The sequence below is a fragment of the Mesorhizobium sp. 43Arga genome (genome assembly GCF_053714255.1).
The window spans coordinates 235,665-253,354 of record NZ_JBSKBO010000009.1; the positions used below are offsets into that span (position 1 = coordinate 235,665).

Here is a 17,690-nt window from a genome sequence, read left to right on the forward strand (position 1 = left end):
TTGCAACGTCGCAAGATCGTCGTGGTTCTGAAGGGCTATCCGCGGCTGTCGGAGACATTCATCGCGCAGGAACTGCTCGGTCTGGAGCGTGCGGGGTTCGACCTGATACTCGTCGCGCTCAGGCGGCCGACCGACGCAAAACGCCACCCCGTGCATGACGAGATCAAAGCGCCCGTCCATTATCTGCCGGAATATTTGCATGAAGAGCCGCTGCGCGTGGTTCGCTCGCTGCTTGCTTGTCTGCCGCGGCCGGGCTTCTGGCGCGCGCTCCGATCGCTGGCTACCGATATCTTCCGCGACTTTACGCGCAATCGCATGCGCCGCTTCGGGCAAGCGCTCGTGCTAGCGGCCGAATGGCCGGAAGACGCGGGATGGTTGCATGCACATTTCGCGCACACGCCGGCATCAGTGACGCGCTACGCCAGCCAGCTTCGTAACCTGCCTTGGAGTTGCTCAGCCCATGCCAAGGACATCTGGACTTCGGCGGACTGGGACCTGGCTGGCAAGCTTTCCTCGGCGCGCTGGACAGTCACTTGCTCGAAATCGGGCTTCGACCGTCTGAAAGAACTCGCCAGCGGCAACTCGTCTGTGCATCTGAGCTATCATGGGCTCGACCTCGATCGCTTCGGCAGTTTCGGCGAGGCGCGAGAGCAGCACAACGGCTCGGCGCCGGATGGACCGGTTATCGTTCTGAGCGTCGGGCGCGCCGTTGAAAAGAAAGGTTACGATACCTTGCTGGAGGCTCTTGCCCTTCTGCCTGACGATTTGGCCTGGCGTTTCGAGCATATCGGCGGCGGCGAGGAACTCGAACGGCTCAAGGCGCTGGCGCAAAAGCTCGGACTGGATGGTCGCATCTCTTGGAAAGGCGCGCTTGCGCAGGAAGAGGTGCTTGAGCACTACCGCCGCGCCGACATCTTCGCCCTGGCCTGCAGGATCACCGCAAATGGCGACCGGGACGGTCTGCCGAATGTTCTGGTGGAGGCGGCCAGCCAGCGGCTTGCCTGCGTGTCGACCAATGTTTCCGGCGTGCCGGAGCTTTTGTCGCCGGATGAAACCGGGCTGCTGGTTCCGGCCGAAAGCCCAATTGCCCTGGCCCAGGCGCTGGAGCGCCTGATCCGAGATCCTGTGCTGCGCGCCCGCCTCGGCGAGGCCGCAGAGCGGCGCGTGCGAAGCAATTTCGATCATATGGCAAGCATTGGGCAGCTCAAGGAACTGTTCCAGCAGGAGTGGCAGGCTGCCGAATGAAGCGGCTGCGCGCTTTCTTCTATGTCCAGCACCTGCTCGGCATCGGCCATCTGGCGCGCGCCAGCCGTATTGCGGCGGCTCTGGCCGATGACGGGTTTGACGTCACCGTCGCAACCGGCGGGACGCCGGTCGCGGGGTTTCCCGGACCGGGGGTGAAATCTGTAACCCTGCCGCCTGTCACCTCCGGTGACGAAGGATTTTCCGGACTTGTCGACCTGCAGGGCAAACCCATCGACGACGATTTCAAGAAACGGCGTTCCGAGATGCTGCTGCAGGCATTCCGGGATTGCAAGCCTGAGATCGTCATTGTCGAGGCGTTTCCATTTGGACGCCGGCAGATGCTTTTCGAACTTCTGCCGCTGATCGAGGCCATCGAAGCGACTTCGCCCAGACCGATGCTGGCGACATCCGTCCGCGATATCCTGCAGGAGCGCGTCAAGCCGGGCCGGAACGAGGAAACGGTCGATCTCATCAACGGACATTTCGACCTTGTCATGGTCCACGGCGACCCGGCTTTCGCAACTATCGACAAGACATTTCCACTGGCTGGGGCGATCAGGGCCGAGATCGCCTACACAGGGCTCGTTGCCGCGCCGCCATCGCTCGCGGCCGAAGAGCGCTTCGACGTTCTGGTGTCGGTTGGCGGCGGGGCTGCCGGAAAGAGCCTTGTCAGTTCCACCATCGCAGCGGCGCGCAATGCCAACGACGGTTGGAAATGGTGTTTGATCACCGGCCCAAACCTGCCAAAAGCCGAGTTTGACGCGATCGCGGGCGATACCACGCCGGGCCTGTCGATTTTCAGGTTCCGCGAGGATTTCGCCGGCCTCCTGGCCGGTGCCCGCGTGTCAGTCTCACAGGCGGGTTACAACACGGTCTGCGATGTCCTGCGCGCGGGTTGCCGCTCCCTGCTCGTTCCATTTGCAGCTGGCGGGGAAACCGAACAAACGGTTCGCGCCCTGATGCTCGAAGAACTCGGCCTTGCAACCGTGCTGATGGAAAGGGACCTAACGCCTGAGAATTTGGCGCAGGCGATCGAACAGGCGGTTGGGGCGTCGACGCCGTCAGCGCATCGTCTCGATCTGGAAGGCGCGCGTCACTCGGCGCAAATCCTGCGCGAGCGGTATCGAACATGGTGCCTAAAAAATGGAGCGCGGTTTCGCAAAAATATATGATCGAACAGAAGATGGACCCCAGTCTAAACAGTCCCAATCAGCATGAAGCGCGTATATTTCGTCGTCGCCAGTTCCCCGGAGAACCGTATCTCCTTTAACGCCGCCATTGCTTCGAAGGCTGCCAGCGATGCCACGCAGTTGATGTGCGTCGGCTCGCTGAAATAATCGTTGGATTGCAGCAGTACATTCGTGCCCCGCGGAAGCAGAGCAAGCCAGGCGCGCAGATCGGCTATGTGTTCGCAGCTCGTATTGACGATCAGGTCGAACGGCCCGGCCGCATAGTCGAGTGCGTACATATCTGCAGTCAGCGCCCGGAACCGGTCGCCGACTTCCCGGTTGAGCGTCCGCGCGACCGGCGCGACTTCGGGATCGATGTCGATGCTGTCGACCGCCGCGATGTCGAAGCGGGCGTCGTTGAAAAGCATTGCCGGCAATACGCCGTACCATCCACCGAGAACCCAAATGCGCCCGAACCGGCCGCCGCAGCTTTCGAATAGGCTGTCCAGCGCCCACAGCTTGCAGGCGACCTGCTTGTGGTTGAAGGCATTGGCGATATTGGCCCCTGGATGCTTGGCAACGACGCGCGCCAGCCCTGCCACGAGAGGGTGGTTGACATACGCGGCGATTCCCCGCGTAAGGTCCAGGGCCTGCTCGTGCCCATCCGCGCCGACATTGCGTGGTTGCGTGACATCCATCATATTCGCCTTGTATGTTGGGATTTCGGGCGACACAACGCAATCTTGTCCCGCAAGCCACCTCGCAGGCTTCGAATGTGTCGCCGGCGATGATTGCCGATGCGCCGTTCACCAGCCGGCGCTCTTACTTTTGTTCTGCAAACTGAAGGTCCGCAGTCGCATATGGAACCCCGCCTAGCCCGCTATATCTGGACACACACCAAGAAGCAGCAAGTCGGGATAGTGTTGATCGTCCTGCTTTCGATGATCCCGTATTTCATGTCATTCGACCTGCCGAAGCTGATCGTCAATGGCCCGATCCAAGGTCGCGGCTTCGAGCAAGCGGGCGCGACCCGGCCATTCCTGAAGCTACACTATGATCTGCCGTTCGTTGGAGAGGTCCAGTTCTTTTCCGGTTTTCAGCTCGACCGCAAGGAGACGCTGTTTGCCCTTAGCTTTGTGTTCCTCTTGCTGGTCGTTATCAACGGCCTGTTCAAACTCTACATCAACACCTACAAGGGCCGCCTCGGCGAGCGCATGCTGCGGCGTATCCGCTTCGATCTGGTCGATCGTGTGCTGCGGTTCCCGCCGAGTTACTTCAGACGAGTGAAATCCGCCGAAGTGGCGACCATGGTGAAGGACGAGGTCGAGCCGCTGGGCGGCTTCATCGGCGATGCCTTCCTTCAGCCGGTGCTGCTCGGCGGCCAGGCGTTGACGGCCATGCTGTTCATTATGGTTCAGAATGTCTGGCTCGGGATGATAGCGCTCGTCATCGTGGCGATCCAGATCGTGCTCATCCCGCGAATGCGGCGGCGGCTGATCGTGCTCGGGCGCGAACGGCAGCTGACGGCGCGCGCGCTTTCGGGCCGGGTCGGCGAAATCGTCGACGGCATTGGCACGGTTCACGTCCACGATACATCAAACTACGAGCGCGCCGACATAGCTGCCCGGCTCGGGCTCATCTTCAAGATCCGCTTTGATCTTTACCAATGGAAATTCATGGTGAAGTTCCTCAACAATTTCCTCGCCCAGGTCACGCCCTTTCTGTTCTACATGATCGGCGGGTATCTGGTCCTCCAGGGGAGGTTGGACGTCGGCCAGCTCGTGGCCGTGATCAGCGCCTACAAGGACCTGCCGGGGCCGATGAAGGAACTGATCGACTGGGATCAGGCGCGGCAGGATGTCCAGGTCAAGTATCAGCAGGTCGTTGAACAGTTCACCGTCGAGGGTGTCATCTCGCCGAAAATCGGGGCCTTGACGGTCGACGATCCCGGTCCGATGACCGAGCCGCTCTCGGCTATCAGTCTGTCGATGACGGACGATGGCGGTGCAATGCTTCTCGACCGCATTTCACTTCAGGTCAAGCGGGGCGAGACGGTGGCGTTGGTCAGCACCGCAACGGGTGGAGCGGAGGCGCTTGCAGAAGCCTTCGCGCGGCTGAACTGGCCCAACAGCGGAAGGGTCGCTTCGGGCGCCAACGACTTGCTTGAACTCCCTGAAGCAGTGACCGGCCGGCGCATGTCCTATGCGTCGTCGGACGTTTTCCTGTTCCAGGCAAGCCTCCGCGATAACCTGCTCTACGGGTTGAAGCACGCGCCGCTGACCTCGGTGACTTATGACGGTGCGGCGGCAGACCAGCGCCGCTGGAACATCAACGAGGCGCGCCGATCCGGCAATACGGATCTCGATATCCACAGCGACTGGATCGACTATGCTTCCGCCGGCGTTACCGGCCCGCACGACCTCTTCGAGGCCGTGCGCCGGGTGCTCGACGCGGTTGTTCTGTCGCGCGACATCCTGGATCTTGGCTTGCGCTCTTCGGCCGATCTGACGCGTCACACCGCGCTTGCCAGCCGGATCGTCGAACTGCGTGCGGCGCTGCGAACGCGGCTGGAACACGAAGGGCTGAGCGGACTGGTGGTTCCTTTCGAACCGGGCACCTACAACAGGGAAGCGACGATCGGTCAAAACCTGCTCTTCGGCGCTGCCGCCGGCCCTGAACTGGCCGACAGGGCTCTGGCGGCCAATCCCTATTTTGCTTCCGTGCTGAGGCAAGCCGGCCTCGACCGCACGCTCTACGAAATGGGCATGGAGATCGCCGAACAGACGATCGAGCTGTTTGCCGACCTGCCGCCCGATCACCAGTTCTTCCAGCAACTGGCCTTCATGAGCGCCGAGGAGATACCTGCCTACGAAACCTTGCTGCAACGGCTCAAGAACCGTCCCTACGAGGCGGTTTCGGAGAACGACCGCGCCATGATCGTCACCTTGAGCTTTGCCTATATCGAGCCCAGGCACCGCTTCGGCCTGCTGAGCGATGAACTGATGAGCAAGATCGTCGCTGCACGCAACCAGTTCTATGAAAGCCTGCCGCCCGAACTGCAAAATGCGGTCGAACGGTATGATCCCGCCAAATACATTTCCGCGGCTACCGTCATGGACAATGTCCTGTTCGGGCGCGTGGGCAACAACCATCCCGACGCGCCGGACCGTATACGCTCCATCGTCTACGACATTCTTGACGAACTGGGGCTTTACGCCGAGCTTCTGGATGTTGGCCTGGACTTCAACGTCGGCGCCGGCGGCAGGCGGCTGACCGGTGGACAGCGGCAGAAACTGGATGTTGCCCGGGCCCTGCTCAAGCGTCCCGATTTTCTCATTCTCAACCGGCCGCTGTCCGCGCTCGACCAGCGCGTGCAGCATAAGGTGCTGCAAAACGTGCTGGAGGAAGCCAGACGCGACGGCCATTCGCCGGCAATTGTGTGGGTCGTGACGAATCCGGCAATGGGGATGATGTTTGATCGCGTCGTCGTCTTCGACTCGGGTCGTTTGGTGGAGGACGGAACACACGAGACACTTTTGGCAGGAAACGGCACTTTCAAGGAACTGCTCTCATAGAGCATTGGACAAAGGATGGGATCATTCCGCCGATGGAACTTGCTACAAAGTCAAGAGATTCAGGTTTTCGGCTGACCGGCTTGTCGCCTTTCGCGTGGTTCGTCTCGCAATGCGGAAACAGAATAGATTCCATCTGGGTGTCGTTTGTTCTAGTCTCACGGATGTGAGTTTTGGGAAGGTTTGCGACAATGCTGCTCAAGGATGAGGTTGGAATGCTGCAACGCGTTCCCTTGTTCTCCGGCATAGAGCCGACAAAGCTCAAGCTGCTTGCGTTCACATCCGATCGCGTGAGCTACAGCGCCGGCCAGATCCTTTTCCGGCAGGGCGACGAGGGAGACGCCGCCTATGTCATCCTTTCAGGCAGGGCGGATATTCTGGTCGATTCCGAAGGCGGACCGATAAAGGTTGCCGAAATGGTGCCAAATTCGATTGTTGGCGAGATCGCCATATTGTGCAACAGCTCCCGCACGGCCACCGTCAGAGCGGCAAGCCCGTTGGAAGCCCTGAGAATCCCCAAGGACCATTTCCTGAGGCTTATGAAGGAGTTCCCGGAAATGACCATCGAGATATTGCGGGTTCTTGCCGATCGCCTAAGCCATACGACCGCGGATCTGATCGACGCACGAAGCGCCAGATAGTGAATGATAGGCGCTCAATCCTCGCCGTCGTGATCACACCGGCCTCTTGCTGAGAACGTCACCGGAGAAAACCTGTCTCGCCTAGCAGCAGTTGTTTGGCTACGATGGGCGACGGGACTGCAAAGGGTTAGCATGGACGACGACGTTTTCCTGGTCAGGTTTTGGGGTGTGCGCGGCAGCATTTCGGTATCGGGGCCAGAATTCTCTCGCTATGGCGGCAACACAATCTGCGTTGAGATGCGTTGCGGTAAGCATACGCTTCTGTTCGACGCAGGCTCTGGCCTGCGGCCTGCCGGCGGGGCGCTTCGGGCGTCGGGCGTGACCGATTTCGACCTGCTTTTCACCCATTGCCATTACGATCACATTATCGGGCTGCCGTTTTTTTCGCCGATCTATGACCGGAGCGTCAAGATTAGGCTTTGGTCCGGACATCTTGCAGGACGCATGACGACCCGGCAGATGGTCGATGAGTTCATGCAGCCGCCGTGGTTTCCGGTGAGATTGGAGATCTGCAAGGCAAGCCTCGACTGCCGCGATTTCGTATCCGGAGACGTGCTTCGGCCGCGCGAAGGGGTGGTGGTCCGAACCGGCAGTCTTGTCCATCCGGACGGATGCATCGGCTACCGGGTCGAATGGGGCGGCCGCGTTGTGGCGGTGATCACAGACACCGAGCATGAGCCGGGCAAACTCGATCAGGCGGTGCTCGGTCTGATCGAGGATGCCGACCTCGTCATTTACGATTGCACCTACACCGAGGAGGAGATGGAACGTCGCCGCGGTCACGGGCATTCGACATGGCAACAGGGCGTCAAGCTCTGTGAGGCGGCCGGTGCGCGGGGGCTTGCGCTGTTTCACCACGATCCGACACGCACCGACGAGGAACTGGACGAGATCGAGAAACTGGCTAAAGACAGGTTTGCCGGCGCTTTTGCCGCGCGCGATGGCCAGACGCTCAAATTTCCAGTCTCACTGCACAAAAAACGCTGAGCTATTTTGCTCTACCAGCGCTGCGCCCGATCAATGTCCTGATCGGAAGCCATGCGCAGGCTTCAGTCCGTGCGGTGACTGCGAACAGCCGCTCGAGGAAAAGCCAGGCCGATTCATCATGTACGAGATGGTGGGTGAGCAGGCCGACCGGCTCGGCATGCTGCAATTGCGCGATGATAGCCTGAACCAATAGGCCATGATCGCGGCAACCGCGCGTGCCATGCCAATCCATGATGTCGACATTGCTGTTGACGACCGCCAGCGAAGCCGGCTTCGGCGGCCCATAGACCGACAATGCCGCAAACCCTATCGATCCAAGGTCGGATACCAAGCCGGCGTCGATCCTATTCCAGGGGGGCACCAGCATCGGAACGGCACGTGCGCCGTGCAGGCCGGTTACGTGCGACAGCCCGCGAGCCAGATCATCCAGCACCGCCTCGCGTTGCCGATGCGCGCCGAGCTCCTGCTTTTTCTGGTCCTCGGGCGCGTGATTTCGGTGCGCCCAGCCATGGATGGCGACCGTGGCATGCGGCGCCTCGTCAAGCCGGACGACAAGCTTCTCATCAGTCAGGGCCGGAATGACGGCCAAAGTGACCGGAACCGCGAATTCGCCGGTGAGGTCGAGCAGCCGATCAAGCGCAGGCGTCGGGTCCACCGCGTCATCGTCGCGCAGCCAGAACTCTGCCTTACGGTCCGCCCGTTGCCGGCACGCCAGTTCTTCCACCAAGGGTTGCCAGATCGGATCGGATGTCATGAAGTCGGGATCTTCGCAAGAAGTTCGGCCAGACGCGCCGCCGCAGCATCGAGGGAGCGTTCTTCGAGGACGAAACGTCTGGCTTCTGCGGCCATGATGGTTCTTTCGTCGTTACGAGCCAGAAGCCTTTCAACGGCGGAAGCGAACGCCGCCACATCGCCTGGCGGGGTGAGAAACCCGGCCTTGCCATCCCGCACGACCTCCGGCACGCCGGCGATGTCCTGGGCCACCACCGGAAGGCCGGCGGCCTGTGCTTCAAGATAGGCAACGCCGTAGGCCTCGCCGAAACCCGGCCAGACGTAAATTCCTCCACTGTAGAGGACATTTGGCACGGCGGCCGGCTCAATCGCGCCAAGCCATTCGATACGGTCGGCGGGCAAGTCGGCGAATTGCGCCTTGACCTCTTCATGGGCAGGCCCGTCGCCTACGACCGACATGGTCCAGGGCAGGTGACCAATCGAACAGAGCGCTTGCGCCAGCATGCGATAGCTTTCGATTTTGTCGCCTGGGCGCATCATGGCGACGGTAACCAGGCGCGTCGGGCAACCCCGTGCCGGCGTTTCCCGGAATAACGATGTGTCGATGAAGGGCGAAAGCATGCCGAGAGCGGCGCCGGGCATCGCATCTGCCAGTCCTTGACGATCCCTTTGCGTGAAGCAGATGTTCAGTGCCGCTTGTTCGACGGCTCGCGCCACCAACGTTTGCGTGTCGGCCCACAAACCGGCGTTGCGCCGCCTCGAATAGGAGGCTTCCGCTGTCACATAGGGGACAGCAAAGGCCGAAGCCAGCTCAGGCCCGATCAGGTCTGGCGCCTTGTAATAGGGATGATAGGAGAACCAGAGATCGGGCTTGCCGTCACGATCCCAGAGCTTTGCCAGCCGCGCGGCTTCCTCTCGGGCTTCGATCTTGAGCGCATCGAAACTTTTCGACTCCGGTTGGCGTAGATAGAAGCGCAATTCGGATGCCAGTTCGACGCTATGCCCCCCAAGCTCAAGCGCCTTGACCAGCATCCGTGCCATCTGACGGTCGCCGGAGACAACGGGATGATTGGGCGACTTCAGCGGCGCGTGGAAGGCAATTCGCATCGCCAAATCCTATCATCGGAAAGCTTGCTCAAGTCAATTTCGAAGCATGATCGACTTCACCCTCCCGCAGTGGAATGTGCTATCTGATGCTCATGGAAATAGCTGCCGCGTCCGACCCGTTCGTCGCTTCCTTGCCGGTCTTCGCAAAGTTCGAAAGCGTTGCCGATATCGACAACTATCGGCCCTTGCCCGATGGCTGGGCGCTGGCCACCGCCGACATCGTCGGCTCGACCAAGGCGATCGAGGCTGGGCGCTATAAAACCGTCAATATGGCCGGCGCCAGCGTCATTTCGGCGCTGCTCAATTCACTGGGTCGGCAGGATCTTCCCTTTGTCTTCGGCGGCGACGGTGCGCTGGTGGCGTTTCCCGGCTCGGCGCTGGAGATCACCCGCAACGCGCTGGCGGCTGTCCAGAGGTGGGTGGCGGACGAACTGGACCTGACCTTGCGTGCCGCAATCGTGCCGATAAGGGATATAAGAGCGCAAGGCCTCGACGTTCGCGTGGCGAGGTTCCAGGCCTCCGAAGCAGTCTTCTATGCCATGTTCGCCGGCGGCGGCGGCAGTTGGGCGGAAGCCGAGATGAAAGCCGGGCGCTACCGCATCGATCCTGCGCCGGCCGGCGCGCGGCCTGATCTGACCGGCCTCTCCTGCCGCTGGAATCCGATCGAAGCCCGGCATGGCGAAATCGTCTCGATCATAGCCATACCGGGGGCGTCGCGCGACTTGCGCGGTTTTCAGTTTCTGGCTTCCGACATCATCGCCCTTGCCGGCAGGCAGGAACGCGATGGCCACCCGGTGCCGGTGAACGGGCCGGCCTACAGTTTGCTGCCCGCCGGCCTCGATATCGAGGCGCGGGCCATGGCGCCGGCAGGAAGGCGATGGCTGTCGAAGCTGTGGATAGTGTTCCTGATGACGCTTACCGCTGTAACCGATAGATATGGCTGGACGATCGGCCGTTTCGATCCGAAGATCTACAAACGCGACGTGGCCAGCAATTCGGATTTCCGCAAGTTCGACGATGGCTTGAAGATGACCATCGACGTCGATGGGGATGTGTTGCAGAGGATCGAGAACCGGCTGAAACAGGCGGAACAGGCGGGCATCTGCACCTATGGCCTGCACCGCCAGAAATCGGCCTTGATGACATGCCTCGTCGCCTCGCCCCTGCAGCGCGATCACCTTCATTTCATCGATGGCGCCGCCGGCGGCTATGCGATGGCTGCCGCAAGCCTGAAGGCGAAGCTGCCGGTCCGATAACGGCTTGCGGAAATCGATCTTCCGCAATATGCCTCGGCCATGGGAGCGGACAGCCTGTCCGAATTGACGGGAAAGCAGATTTTTGGACGCCTCACGATCGACATATGACCGCCTTCTGAACCGGATTTCGACGCGCGCCGCGCAAGCCGGCGTGATCGGGCTGGGCTATGTCGGGTTGCCGCTGGCAGTCGCCATCGCACGCGCCGGCTTCCCGGTTTGCGGCTTCGACATCGAAGCCCTGAAGGTCGAGAGCCTGAACAACGGCCAATCCTATATCGAGGCCGTGACGTCGACAGCCCTTGCCGGCCAGGTGGCGAGCGGACGGTTCCGCGCCACCGCGGATTTTGCCGAACTGGCCGGCTGCGATGTCATCATCATCTGCGTTCCGACACCGCTGACGAAACATCGTGAGCCGGACCTCTCCTTTGTCACGAACACGGCAGGCAGCATCGCCAAGCATCTGCGTCTCGGCCAACTGATCGTGCTGGAATCGACCACCTATCCCGGCACCACCGACGATGTGATCAAGCCCATACTGGAAGAAACCGGCTTGCGGTCGAAGATTGACTTCTTCCTCGGCTTCTCTCCCGAACGCGAGGATCCCGGGAACCGCAGCTTTGAAGTCGCGACGATCCCCAAGGTCGTGGCGGGCGACGGCATTGAAGCGGCGACGCTCGTGCAGGCTTTCTACCAGGGCGTGGTCAAGACCGTCGTTCCGGTTTCCACCACGGCGACCGCCGAGGCGGTCAAGCTGACGGAAAACATCTTCCGCTCGGTCAACATAGCTCTCGTCAACGAGTTGAAGGTCGTGCTCGGTGCGATGGGCATCGACATCTGGGAGGTGATCGAGGCGGCAAAGAGCAAGCCCTTCGGCTATATGCCTTTCTATCCTGGCCCCGGACTTGGCGGGCACTGCGTTCCGATCGATCCCTTCTACCTGACGTGGAAGGCGCGCGAATACGAACTGCCGACCCGCTTCATCGAGCTGGCGGCAGAGATCAACACGGCCATGCCGCGTCGTGTCGTCGATGAACTTGCGAAGGCGCTGGACCGGCGCTGCGGCAAGGCGCTCAGCCGCTCGCACATTCTCATCATCGGGCTCGCCTATAAGAAGAATGTGCCCGACATCCGCGAAAGCCCCTCATTGCGGCTCATTGAACTCATCGAGGAATGGGGTGGGAGGGCGGAGTTCCACGATCCGCATGTCACCGAGATTCCGACCACACGGGAGCACATGGCGATCAAGGGGCGTCGCTCGGTCGAATTGACCGAGGCGGCCTTGAAGGATTTCGATGCGGTCGTCGTTGCAACCGACCACGACGCGATCGACTATCAGGCGATCGCCGATCACGCTCTTCTGATCGTCGACACGCGCAATGTTTTTGGCCGCCTCGGGCTGGCCGGAGAGACGGTGGTGAAGGCCTGACGGTGTCTGAGCGGCGAATTTTTTACCGGATGTCAGGATCGTGGTTGCACTCCGCCGGCAGCCTCGCCACATGATGCCCCAGATGCAGTTACCCCCGCTCCTTGCCTGCAAGGCCAGTCATTCGGGAATTTTTCGCCGGCTTTTGCCGCCGAAGCCGGCTTCATTGACTTCAAGGGTCTTAGCTTTGGGTCGTTGGTGGACTGTGTTGTGGCGGATCAAGGGAGTGGCTCGACTTCGACTGGAGATAGCATGAGCACAGCGCAAGCAGAAATTTCCGCCATTCTCGTGGACAGGGTTGCCGATTGGCTGGCCCAATCGGCGCTGGCGGGCAACGACCTGGAAACATTGGTAAAAGGCTTTTGTGAGCGGTTGGCTGCTGCCGGCCTGCCGCTGAAGCGGGTGCATTTGAGCTTTTCGATGCTTCATCCGCTTTATGACGCGCTTGGCTTCACCTGGTTTCGCGGCCAGGGCATGGAAGTCGAAGGCTTCCGCAAGAAGGCCGGCGTGCCGTCTGACAGGTTTCTGACCAGTCCATACTACCATCTGCTCAGCAACAAGCTCGACCATCTGCGGCGCCGGTTCGACCCGTCGGTGCCGTCGGAGTTTCCTGTTTTCGATGAACTCAGGCTTATGGGTGTCACCGATTACCTGGCGTTCGTCCAACCCTTCAGCGGCAACACCAGTCAGGGCATGATGGGATCTTGGTCCACCGACAGTGCTGCAGGCTTCAGCGATAGCATGATTTCGGCGTTGCTGCGCATCCAGAGCCATCTCGCTATCGCAGCCAAGATGGCGGTGCTCACCAAGCTCGCCGACAACATGATGACTACTTATCTCGGCGGCGACGCGGGCAGGCGCGTGCTGGACGGCCAGATCAAGCGCGGCGAGGGCGATACAATCCGGGCCGCACTGGTCATGGCCGATATGCGCGGGTCGTCAAGGCTTGCCGAAACGTCCGGCCGCGAGATCTATATCGATACGCTGAACCAGTTTTTCGACGCCGTTGCTGCACCTTTCAATCGCAAAGGCGGGCAGATCATGAGTTTCATAGGTGATGGCTTCATTGCCGTCTACCCTTGCGAAAGGCACCGCTCGCAGTCCGAGATCGCCTGCCAGGCTGCTCTTGCGGCAGCGCAAAAGGCCACCGAACGCATGATGGATCTCAATCTGCGCAGAAAGGAGCAGGGGTTGGGCGACATAGGCTTTGGTATCGGCCTGCATGTCGGCAATGTGATGTTCGGCAATGTCGGGCTTACCGACCGGCTCACATTCTCTGTCTTCGGCTCGGCTGTAAACGAGGTCCAGCGCCTCCAGACCCTGACCAAGAAATATCCGCACAGCGTTCTCGCCAGCAAAGACTTCGCCAGCTATTGCGGCGCCAACAACTGGCTGACGCTTGGCAACGAGGAACTGGCGGGCATCAAGAAGCTGACGGTGCTTTCACCCGATCTGTCGGGTGCTCTCGCAGTCGACGAAGACGGTGCGATGGAGCCGATTTACGACCGGATGTCGGACGCCGAGCAGGTCATGCTGCTTCATCGCGATGCCGCGAGGCTGTCGGCGGGCGACCGGAGTAAGCTCCAGTAGCCGCCACGATCTGGTCCGAACGCCTTTGGTATGCAGTCCAGTCACCGGTTCCGCCAGGGAACTGGCGACCGATTCGAATCCAAGTTGCTCTAGGCTGGCAATGCGCTAGTCTTGCTTTCTGGGCCTGCCGCCTGGGAGGCCGCCAGAGTGGGGCTGGTGTGAGAATGAATTCGGGTATGAATTCGGGTGTTGACCTGTTGCGGATCGAAGATGTTGGCATCTCTTTTGCCATTATCGGGGGGCCGCTGCATGCCGTCAGGCGCGCAAATCTTCGCGTCCTGCCCGGCAAGGTTACCGCGCTTGTGGGCGAGTCAGGTTCCGGAAAATCGGTTCTCAGCCAGGCAGTGATGGGCATTTTGCCGAGGACAGCCCATGTTCGCGGCCGTATCCTTTTTTCCGACCCTGAAAAACCCGGCACGACGCGGGATATCCTGCAGATGCCGCGTGATGGACCCGAAATCCGGGCGTTGAGAGGCAGCCGCATAGGCAAGATATTTCAGGAGCCGATGACGTCGTTGTCGCCGCTGCATACGATCGGCAACCAGGTCAGCGAATCCCTGCAGATTCATACGCCCATGGCTCGGGCGGAGCGCAAGGGGCGGACCGAGGAAATGCTCAGCCTTGTCGGCTTTCCCAATCCGAAGCGCGCCTATGACATGTATCCCTTTGAACTCTCGGGAGGATTGCGTCAGCGCGCCATGATCGCCATGGCGCTTATCTGCCGGCCCGCCCTGTTGATCGCCGACGAGCCGACGACGGCGTTGGACGTCACCATCCAGGCGCAGATCCTGCAATTGCTGCGCGGGCTTCAGACCAAGCTGAACATGGCGATGCTGCTGATCACCCACGACCTCGGCGTGGTCGCCAATGTCGCCGATGAGGTGGTGGTCATGTATCATGGCGAGATCATGGAGGCGGGACCTGTCGAGGCGATATTCCGCCGGCCAGGTCACCCTTACCTGAAGGGCCTGATGGCAGCCGTTCCGCATTTCGACCTCAAGCCTGGCGAAAGGCTAAAGGCGCTCCGCGAGGTGCCGGTGAATGTCGGGAATTTGCTCGGCAAGCAGACGGCGCCGACATCGAAGGGGCCGGACGACACCCTGCTGTCGGTCACGGATTTGGAAAAGACCTTCACCATCCACAAGTCCGGATGGTTCGGCGGGGGTCATCAAGCCTCTATTCGTGCCGTGGACGGGGTAAGCTTCGATATCAGGCGGGGTGAGTGTCTGGGTCTGGTCGGCGAAAGCGGCTCCGGCAAAACCACCGTCAGCAAGATCCTGATGCGGGCTGTCACCCCTAGCGGCGGCTCTGTGATCTTCAACGGCCGCGATGGACCAATCGACGTCTTGGAGGCCGAGGGAGAGGCCCTGCGCACGCTGCGTGCGAAAATCCAGATGGTCTTCCAGGATCCGGTTTCGTCGCTTTCACCTCGCATGACGGTGGAGAACATCTTGAGCGAGCCGCTGGAAATCCATCAACGTGGCAATGCCGCGTCCCGACTCGCCACGGTCAAGAGCCTGATGCAGGCAATCGGGCTCGACCCGCGCTTCATCAAGCGTTATCCGCACAGTTTCTCCGGCGGGCAGCGTCAGCGTATAGGCATCGCGCGCGCATTGGCTCTGGGGCCTGAACTGCTGATCTGCGACGAGCCAGTTTCGGCGCTCGATGTCTCTGTACAGGCGCAGATACTGAACCTTCTGAAGGACCTGCAGAAGGAACTGGGCCTGACCTACCTGTTCATATCCCACAACCTGGCGGTGGTGGACTACATGGCAGACCGCATCGCGGTGATGTGCGGCGGGCGTATCGTCGAGCTTGCGCCGCGCGAAATTCTGCTTAGGAAACCGGTCCACCCCTACACACGCTCACTGGTCGCCGCAGTACCTTTCCCCGATCTCGACAGGCCGATGGATTTCAAGACGCTGAAGCTCAGCGGCGCTTCCGACACCAGCGCATGGGGACCGCAATTCCGCGACGAGGGCGAGGAGGATACGCTGTCGCCGCTCGATCTTGGCGGCGGCCACCTCGTGCTGGCCCGAGGTTCGGCCGATGTCAGCGAGCTACGCCATTGATCAGCCGGCGCACTGTCCTTGGGTTCATGGCTTCGGCATTTCTGCCGGGCACGTTGCATGCCGCCGATCTGGAGCCGGAATTTCTTCAGCCGCAGCTGAAGGCCTTGGCGCTGCCGGCACTCGCCGAACGCCTGCCCAAGAGCCCGCGCGCGGTGAATCTCGCTGCGATGGGCCGGCAGCCCGGCCAGTATGGCGGCACGCTGCGTACGATCATCGGCAGCCAGAAAGATATCCGGATGATGACGATCTATGGGTATGCTCGCCTGGTCGGCTATGACGAAAAGCTTAACCTGCAAGCCGACATTCTCGAAAGTTTCGACGTAGCGGATGGTCGCGTCTTCACGTTCAAGATACGGGAAGGACATAAATGGTCCGACGGTAGCCTGCTGACGCCGGAGGATTTTCGCTACTGTTGGGAAGATGTCTGGCTGAACGATGAGCTTTCGGAAGGCGGGCTCGCCCCGGCCCTGCTGGCGGACGGCAAGCCGCCTCGCTTCGAGATCGTCGATCCGTCGAGGGTCCGCTATAGTTGGGATGCGCCCAATCCCGACTTCCTGCCCAAGCTCGCCGCTGCTTCACCGCTGCCGCTTGTTCTGCCGGCCGCCTATCTCAAGCAGTTCCACAAGAAATACCAGGATCCATTCCGGCTCGCCGGCCTGATGAAGGAGTACCGAGCCAAGAAATGGACGCTCTTGCATATCCGCATGTCGCGGCAGTATCGCCCGGAGAACCCGGATCTGCCGACGCTGGACCCCTGGCAGAACCGGACCAAGCCGCCTGCTGAGCAGTTCGTTTTCGAGCGCAACCCATTCTTTCATCGAGTAGACGAGAATGGCCGGCAACTGCCCTATGTTGACCGGATTGTCATGAATGTCAGCTCGTCGGCGATCATTTCCGCCAAGACAGGTGCGGGCGAGAGCGACCTGCAAAGCATGGGAATTGACTTCGCCGATTACTCCTTCCTGAAGGACACGGAGAAGCGCTACCCGGTGAAGATGCATCTGTGGAAGCGCACACAGGGTTCGCGGCTGGCGCTGCTGCCCAATCTGAATTGCGCCGACCAGGTGTGGCGTGGCCTCTTCCGTGACGTGCGCGTGCGCCGGGCACTTTCGCTCGCTGTGGACAGGCGCGAGATCAATATGGCCGTGTTCTACGGATTGGCGCAGGAAAGTGCCGATACGGTCCTGCCGGAGAGCCCGCTCTACCGGCCGGAATTCGCGAAAGCCTGGGTCGCCCATGATCCCGACCAGGCCAATGCCCTGCTCGACGAGGCCGGGCTTCAGACGCGTGACGCTGACGGCCTGCGGATACTTCCCGACGGACGCCCGGCGCAGCTCATCGTGGAAACGGCCGGCGAAAGCACATTGGAAACCGACGCGCTCGAACTCATCACCGATCACTGGCGCAAGATCGGCATCGCCCTGTTCATCCGGACTTCGCAGCGCGACGTCTTCCGCAGCCGCGCGCTTGGTGGCCAGATCATGATGTCGATGTGGTCGGGCATCGACAATGGCGTGCCGACCGCCGACATGAACCCGTACCAACTTGCCCCCACCCTCGACGACCAGCTGCAATGGCCGCTCTGGGGTGCTCACTACTTGTCTCATGGCACGGTTGGCGAAGCGCCCGATCTTCCGCCTGTGGTCGAGCTAATGACTTTGCTCAAGCGCTGGAACGCATCGACCCAAGCCACTGAACGCGCCGAAATCTGGAATTCAATGCTGTCGATCTACACCGATCAGGTGTTTTCGATAGGCACGGTGAACGGAACGTATCAGCCGGTTCTGGCGTCCTCGAGGCTGCGCAACCTGCCGGACAAGGCGCTCTACGGCTACGACCCGACTGCCTATTTCGGTGTCTACATGCCGGATACATTCTGGCTCGGAGAGTCCTGAA

General features: G+C 60.9%; 13 protein-coding genes. 10 read left to right on the top strand and 3 right to left on the bottom strand.

Features of this window, described 5'->3' with window-relative positions; translation table 11 throughout:
• Positions 1-1,245: a glycosyltransferase gene (locus tag ACWGS8_RS27390; protein ID WP_454583842.1), complete on the top strand. Its 1,245-nt coding sequence runs from the start codon at positions 1-3 to the stop codon at positions 1,243-1,245.
• 263 nt (positions 1,246-1,508) lie between these two features.
• Positions 1,509-2,417 (top strand): glycosyltransferase family protein, encoded by a 909-nt coding sequence (locus ACWGS8_RS27395; protein WP_454583843.1) that lies wholly within the window; start codon positions 1,509-1,511, stop codon positions 2,415-2,417.
• Between the two features lie 23 nt (positions 2,418-2,440).
• On the opposite strand, the gene ACWGS8_RS27400 is transcribed toward ACWGS8_RS27395, so the two are convergent.
• Positions 2,441-3,115, bottom strand: a complete 675-nt coding sequence (locus ACWGS8_RS27400; RefSeq protein ID WP_454583844.1) for a class I SAM-dependent methyltransferase — start codon at positions 3,113-3,115, stop codon at positions 2,441-2,443.
• A gap of 159 nt (positions 3,116-3,274) precedes the next feature.
• Here ACWGS8_RS27400 and ACWGS8_RS27405 point away from each other — a divergent pair, with 159 nt between their 5' ends.
• From ACWGS8_RS27405 to ACWGS8_RS27415, 3 genes are all read left to right on the top strand, one after another.
• Positions 3,275-5,989, top strand: coding sequence for an ABC transporter transmembrane domain-containing protein (locus ACWGS8_RS27405; protein WP_454583845.1), 2,715 nt, complete (start codon positions 3,275-3,277; stop codon positions 5,987-5,989).
• A gap of 188 nt (positions 5,990-6,177) precedes the next feature.
• Positions 6,178-6,627 (top strand): cyclic nucleotide-binding domain-containing protein, encoded by a 450-nt coding sequence (locus tag ACWGS8_RS27410; RefSeq protein ID WP_454583846.1) that lies wholly within the window; start codon positions 6,178-6,180, stop codon positions 6,625-6,627.
• A gap of 132 nt (positions 6,628-6,759) precedes the next feature.
• Positions 6,760-7,614 (top strand): MBL fold metallo-hydrolase, encoded by an 855-nt coding sequence (locus ACWGS8_RS27415; RefSeq protein ID WP_454583847.1) that lies wholly within the window; start codon positions 6,760-6,762, stop codon positions 7,612-7,614.
• Between the two features lies 1 nt (position 7,615).
• On the opposite strand, the gene ACWGS8_RS27420 is transcribed toward ACWGS8_RS27415, so the two are convergent.
• Together ACWGS8_RS27420 and ACWGS8_RS27425 are read right to left on the bottom strand one after the other, a co-directional pair.
• The gene (locus ACWGS8_RS27420; RefSeq protein ID WP_454583848.1) at positions 7,616-8,368 is read right to left on the bottom strand and encodes a polysaccharide deacetylase family protein; all 753 of its coding nucleotides are present in this window, start codon (positions 8,366-8,368) and stop codon (positions 7,616-7,618) included.
• Complete coding sequence (locus ACWGS8_RS27425; protein WP_454583849.1) at positions 8,365-9,453, bottom strand: glycosyltransferase family 4 protein; 1,089 nt, start codon at positions 9,451-9,453, stop codon at positions 8,365-8,367. The genes ACWGS8_RS27420 and ACWGS8_RS27425 overlap by 4 nt, the downstream gene beginning before the upstream one ends.
• Before the next feature lie 74 nt (positions 9,454-9,527).
• On the opposite strand from ACWGS8_RS27425, the gene ACWGS8_RS27430 reads away from it, so the two are divergent.
• From ACWGS8_RS27430 to ACWGS8_RS27450, 5 genes are all read left to right on the top strand, one after another.
• Complete coding sequence (locus ACWGS8_RS27430; RefSeq protein WP_454583850.1) at positions 9,528-10,709, top strand: DUF3095 domain-containing protein; 1,182 nt, start codon at positions 9,528-9,530, stop codon at positions 10,707-10,709.
• An 82-nt stretch (positions 10,710-10,791) separates the two neighbouring features.
• Complete coding sequence (locus ACWGS8_RS27435) at positions 10,792-12,135, top strand: nucleotide sugar dehydrogenase (RefSeq protein ID WP_454583851.1); 1,344 nt, start codon at positions 10,792-10,794, stop codon at positions 12,133-12,135.
• 249 nt (positions 12,136-12,384) lie between these two features.
• Positions 12,385-13,722, top strand: coding sequence for an adenylate/guanylate cyclase domain-containing protein (locus ACWGS8_RS27440; protein ID WP_454583917.1), 1,338 nt, complete (start codon positions 12,385-12,387; stop codon positions 13,720-13,722).
• A gap of 176 nt (positions 13,723-13,898) precedes the next feature.
• On the top strand, positions 13,899-15,794 hold the full coding sequence (locus ACWGS8_RS27445) for an ABC transporter ATP-binding protein (RefSeq protein WP_454583852.1): 1,896 nt from the start codon (positions 13,899-13,901) through the stop codon (positions 15,792-15,794).
• Positions 15,791-17,689 carry an ABC transporter substrate-binding protein gene (locus ACWGS8_RS27450; RefSeq protein WP_454583853.1) on the top strand — a complete coding sequence of 633 codons (1,899 nt, stop codon included), beginning with the start codon at positions 15,791-15,793 and terminating at the stop codon, positions 17,687-17,689. The genes ACWGS8_RS27445 and ACWGS8_RS27450 overlap by 4 nt, the downstream gene beginning before the upstream one ends.
• The last annotated feature ends 1 nt before the right edge of the window (position 17,690 follow it).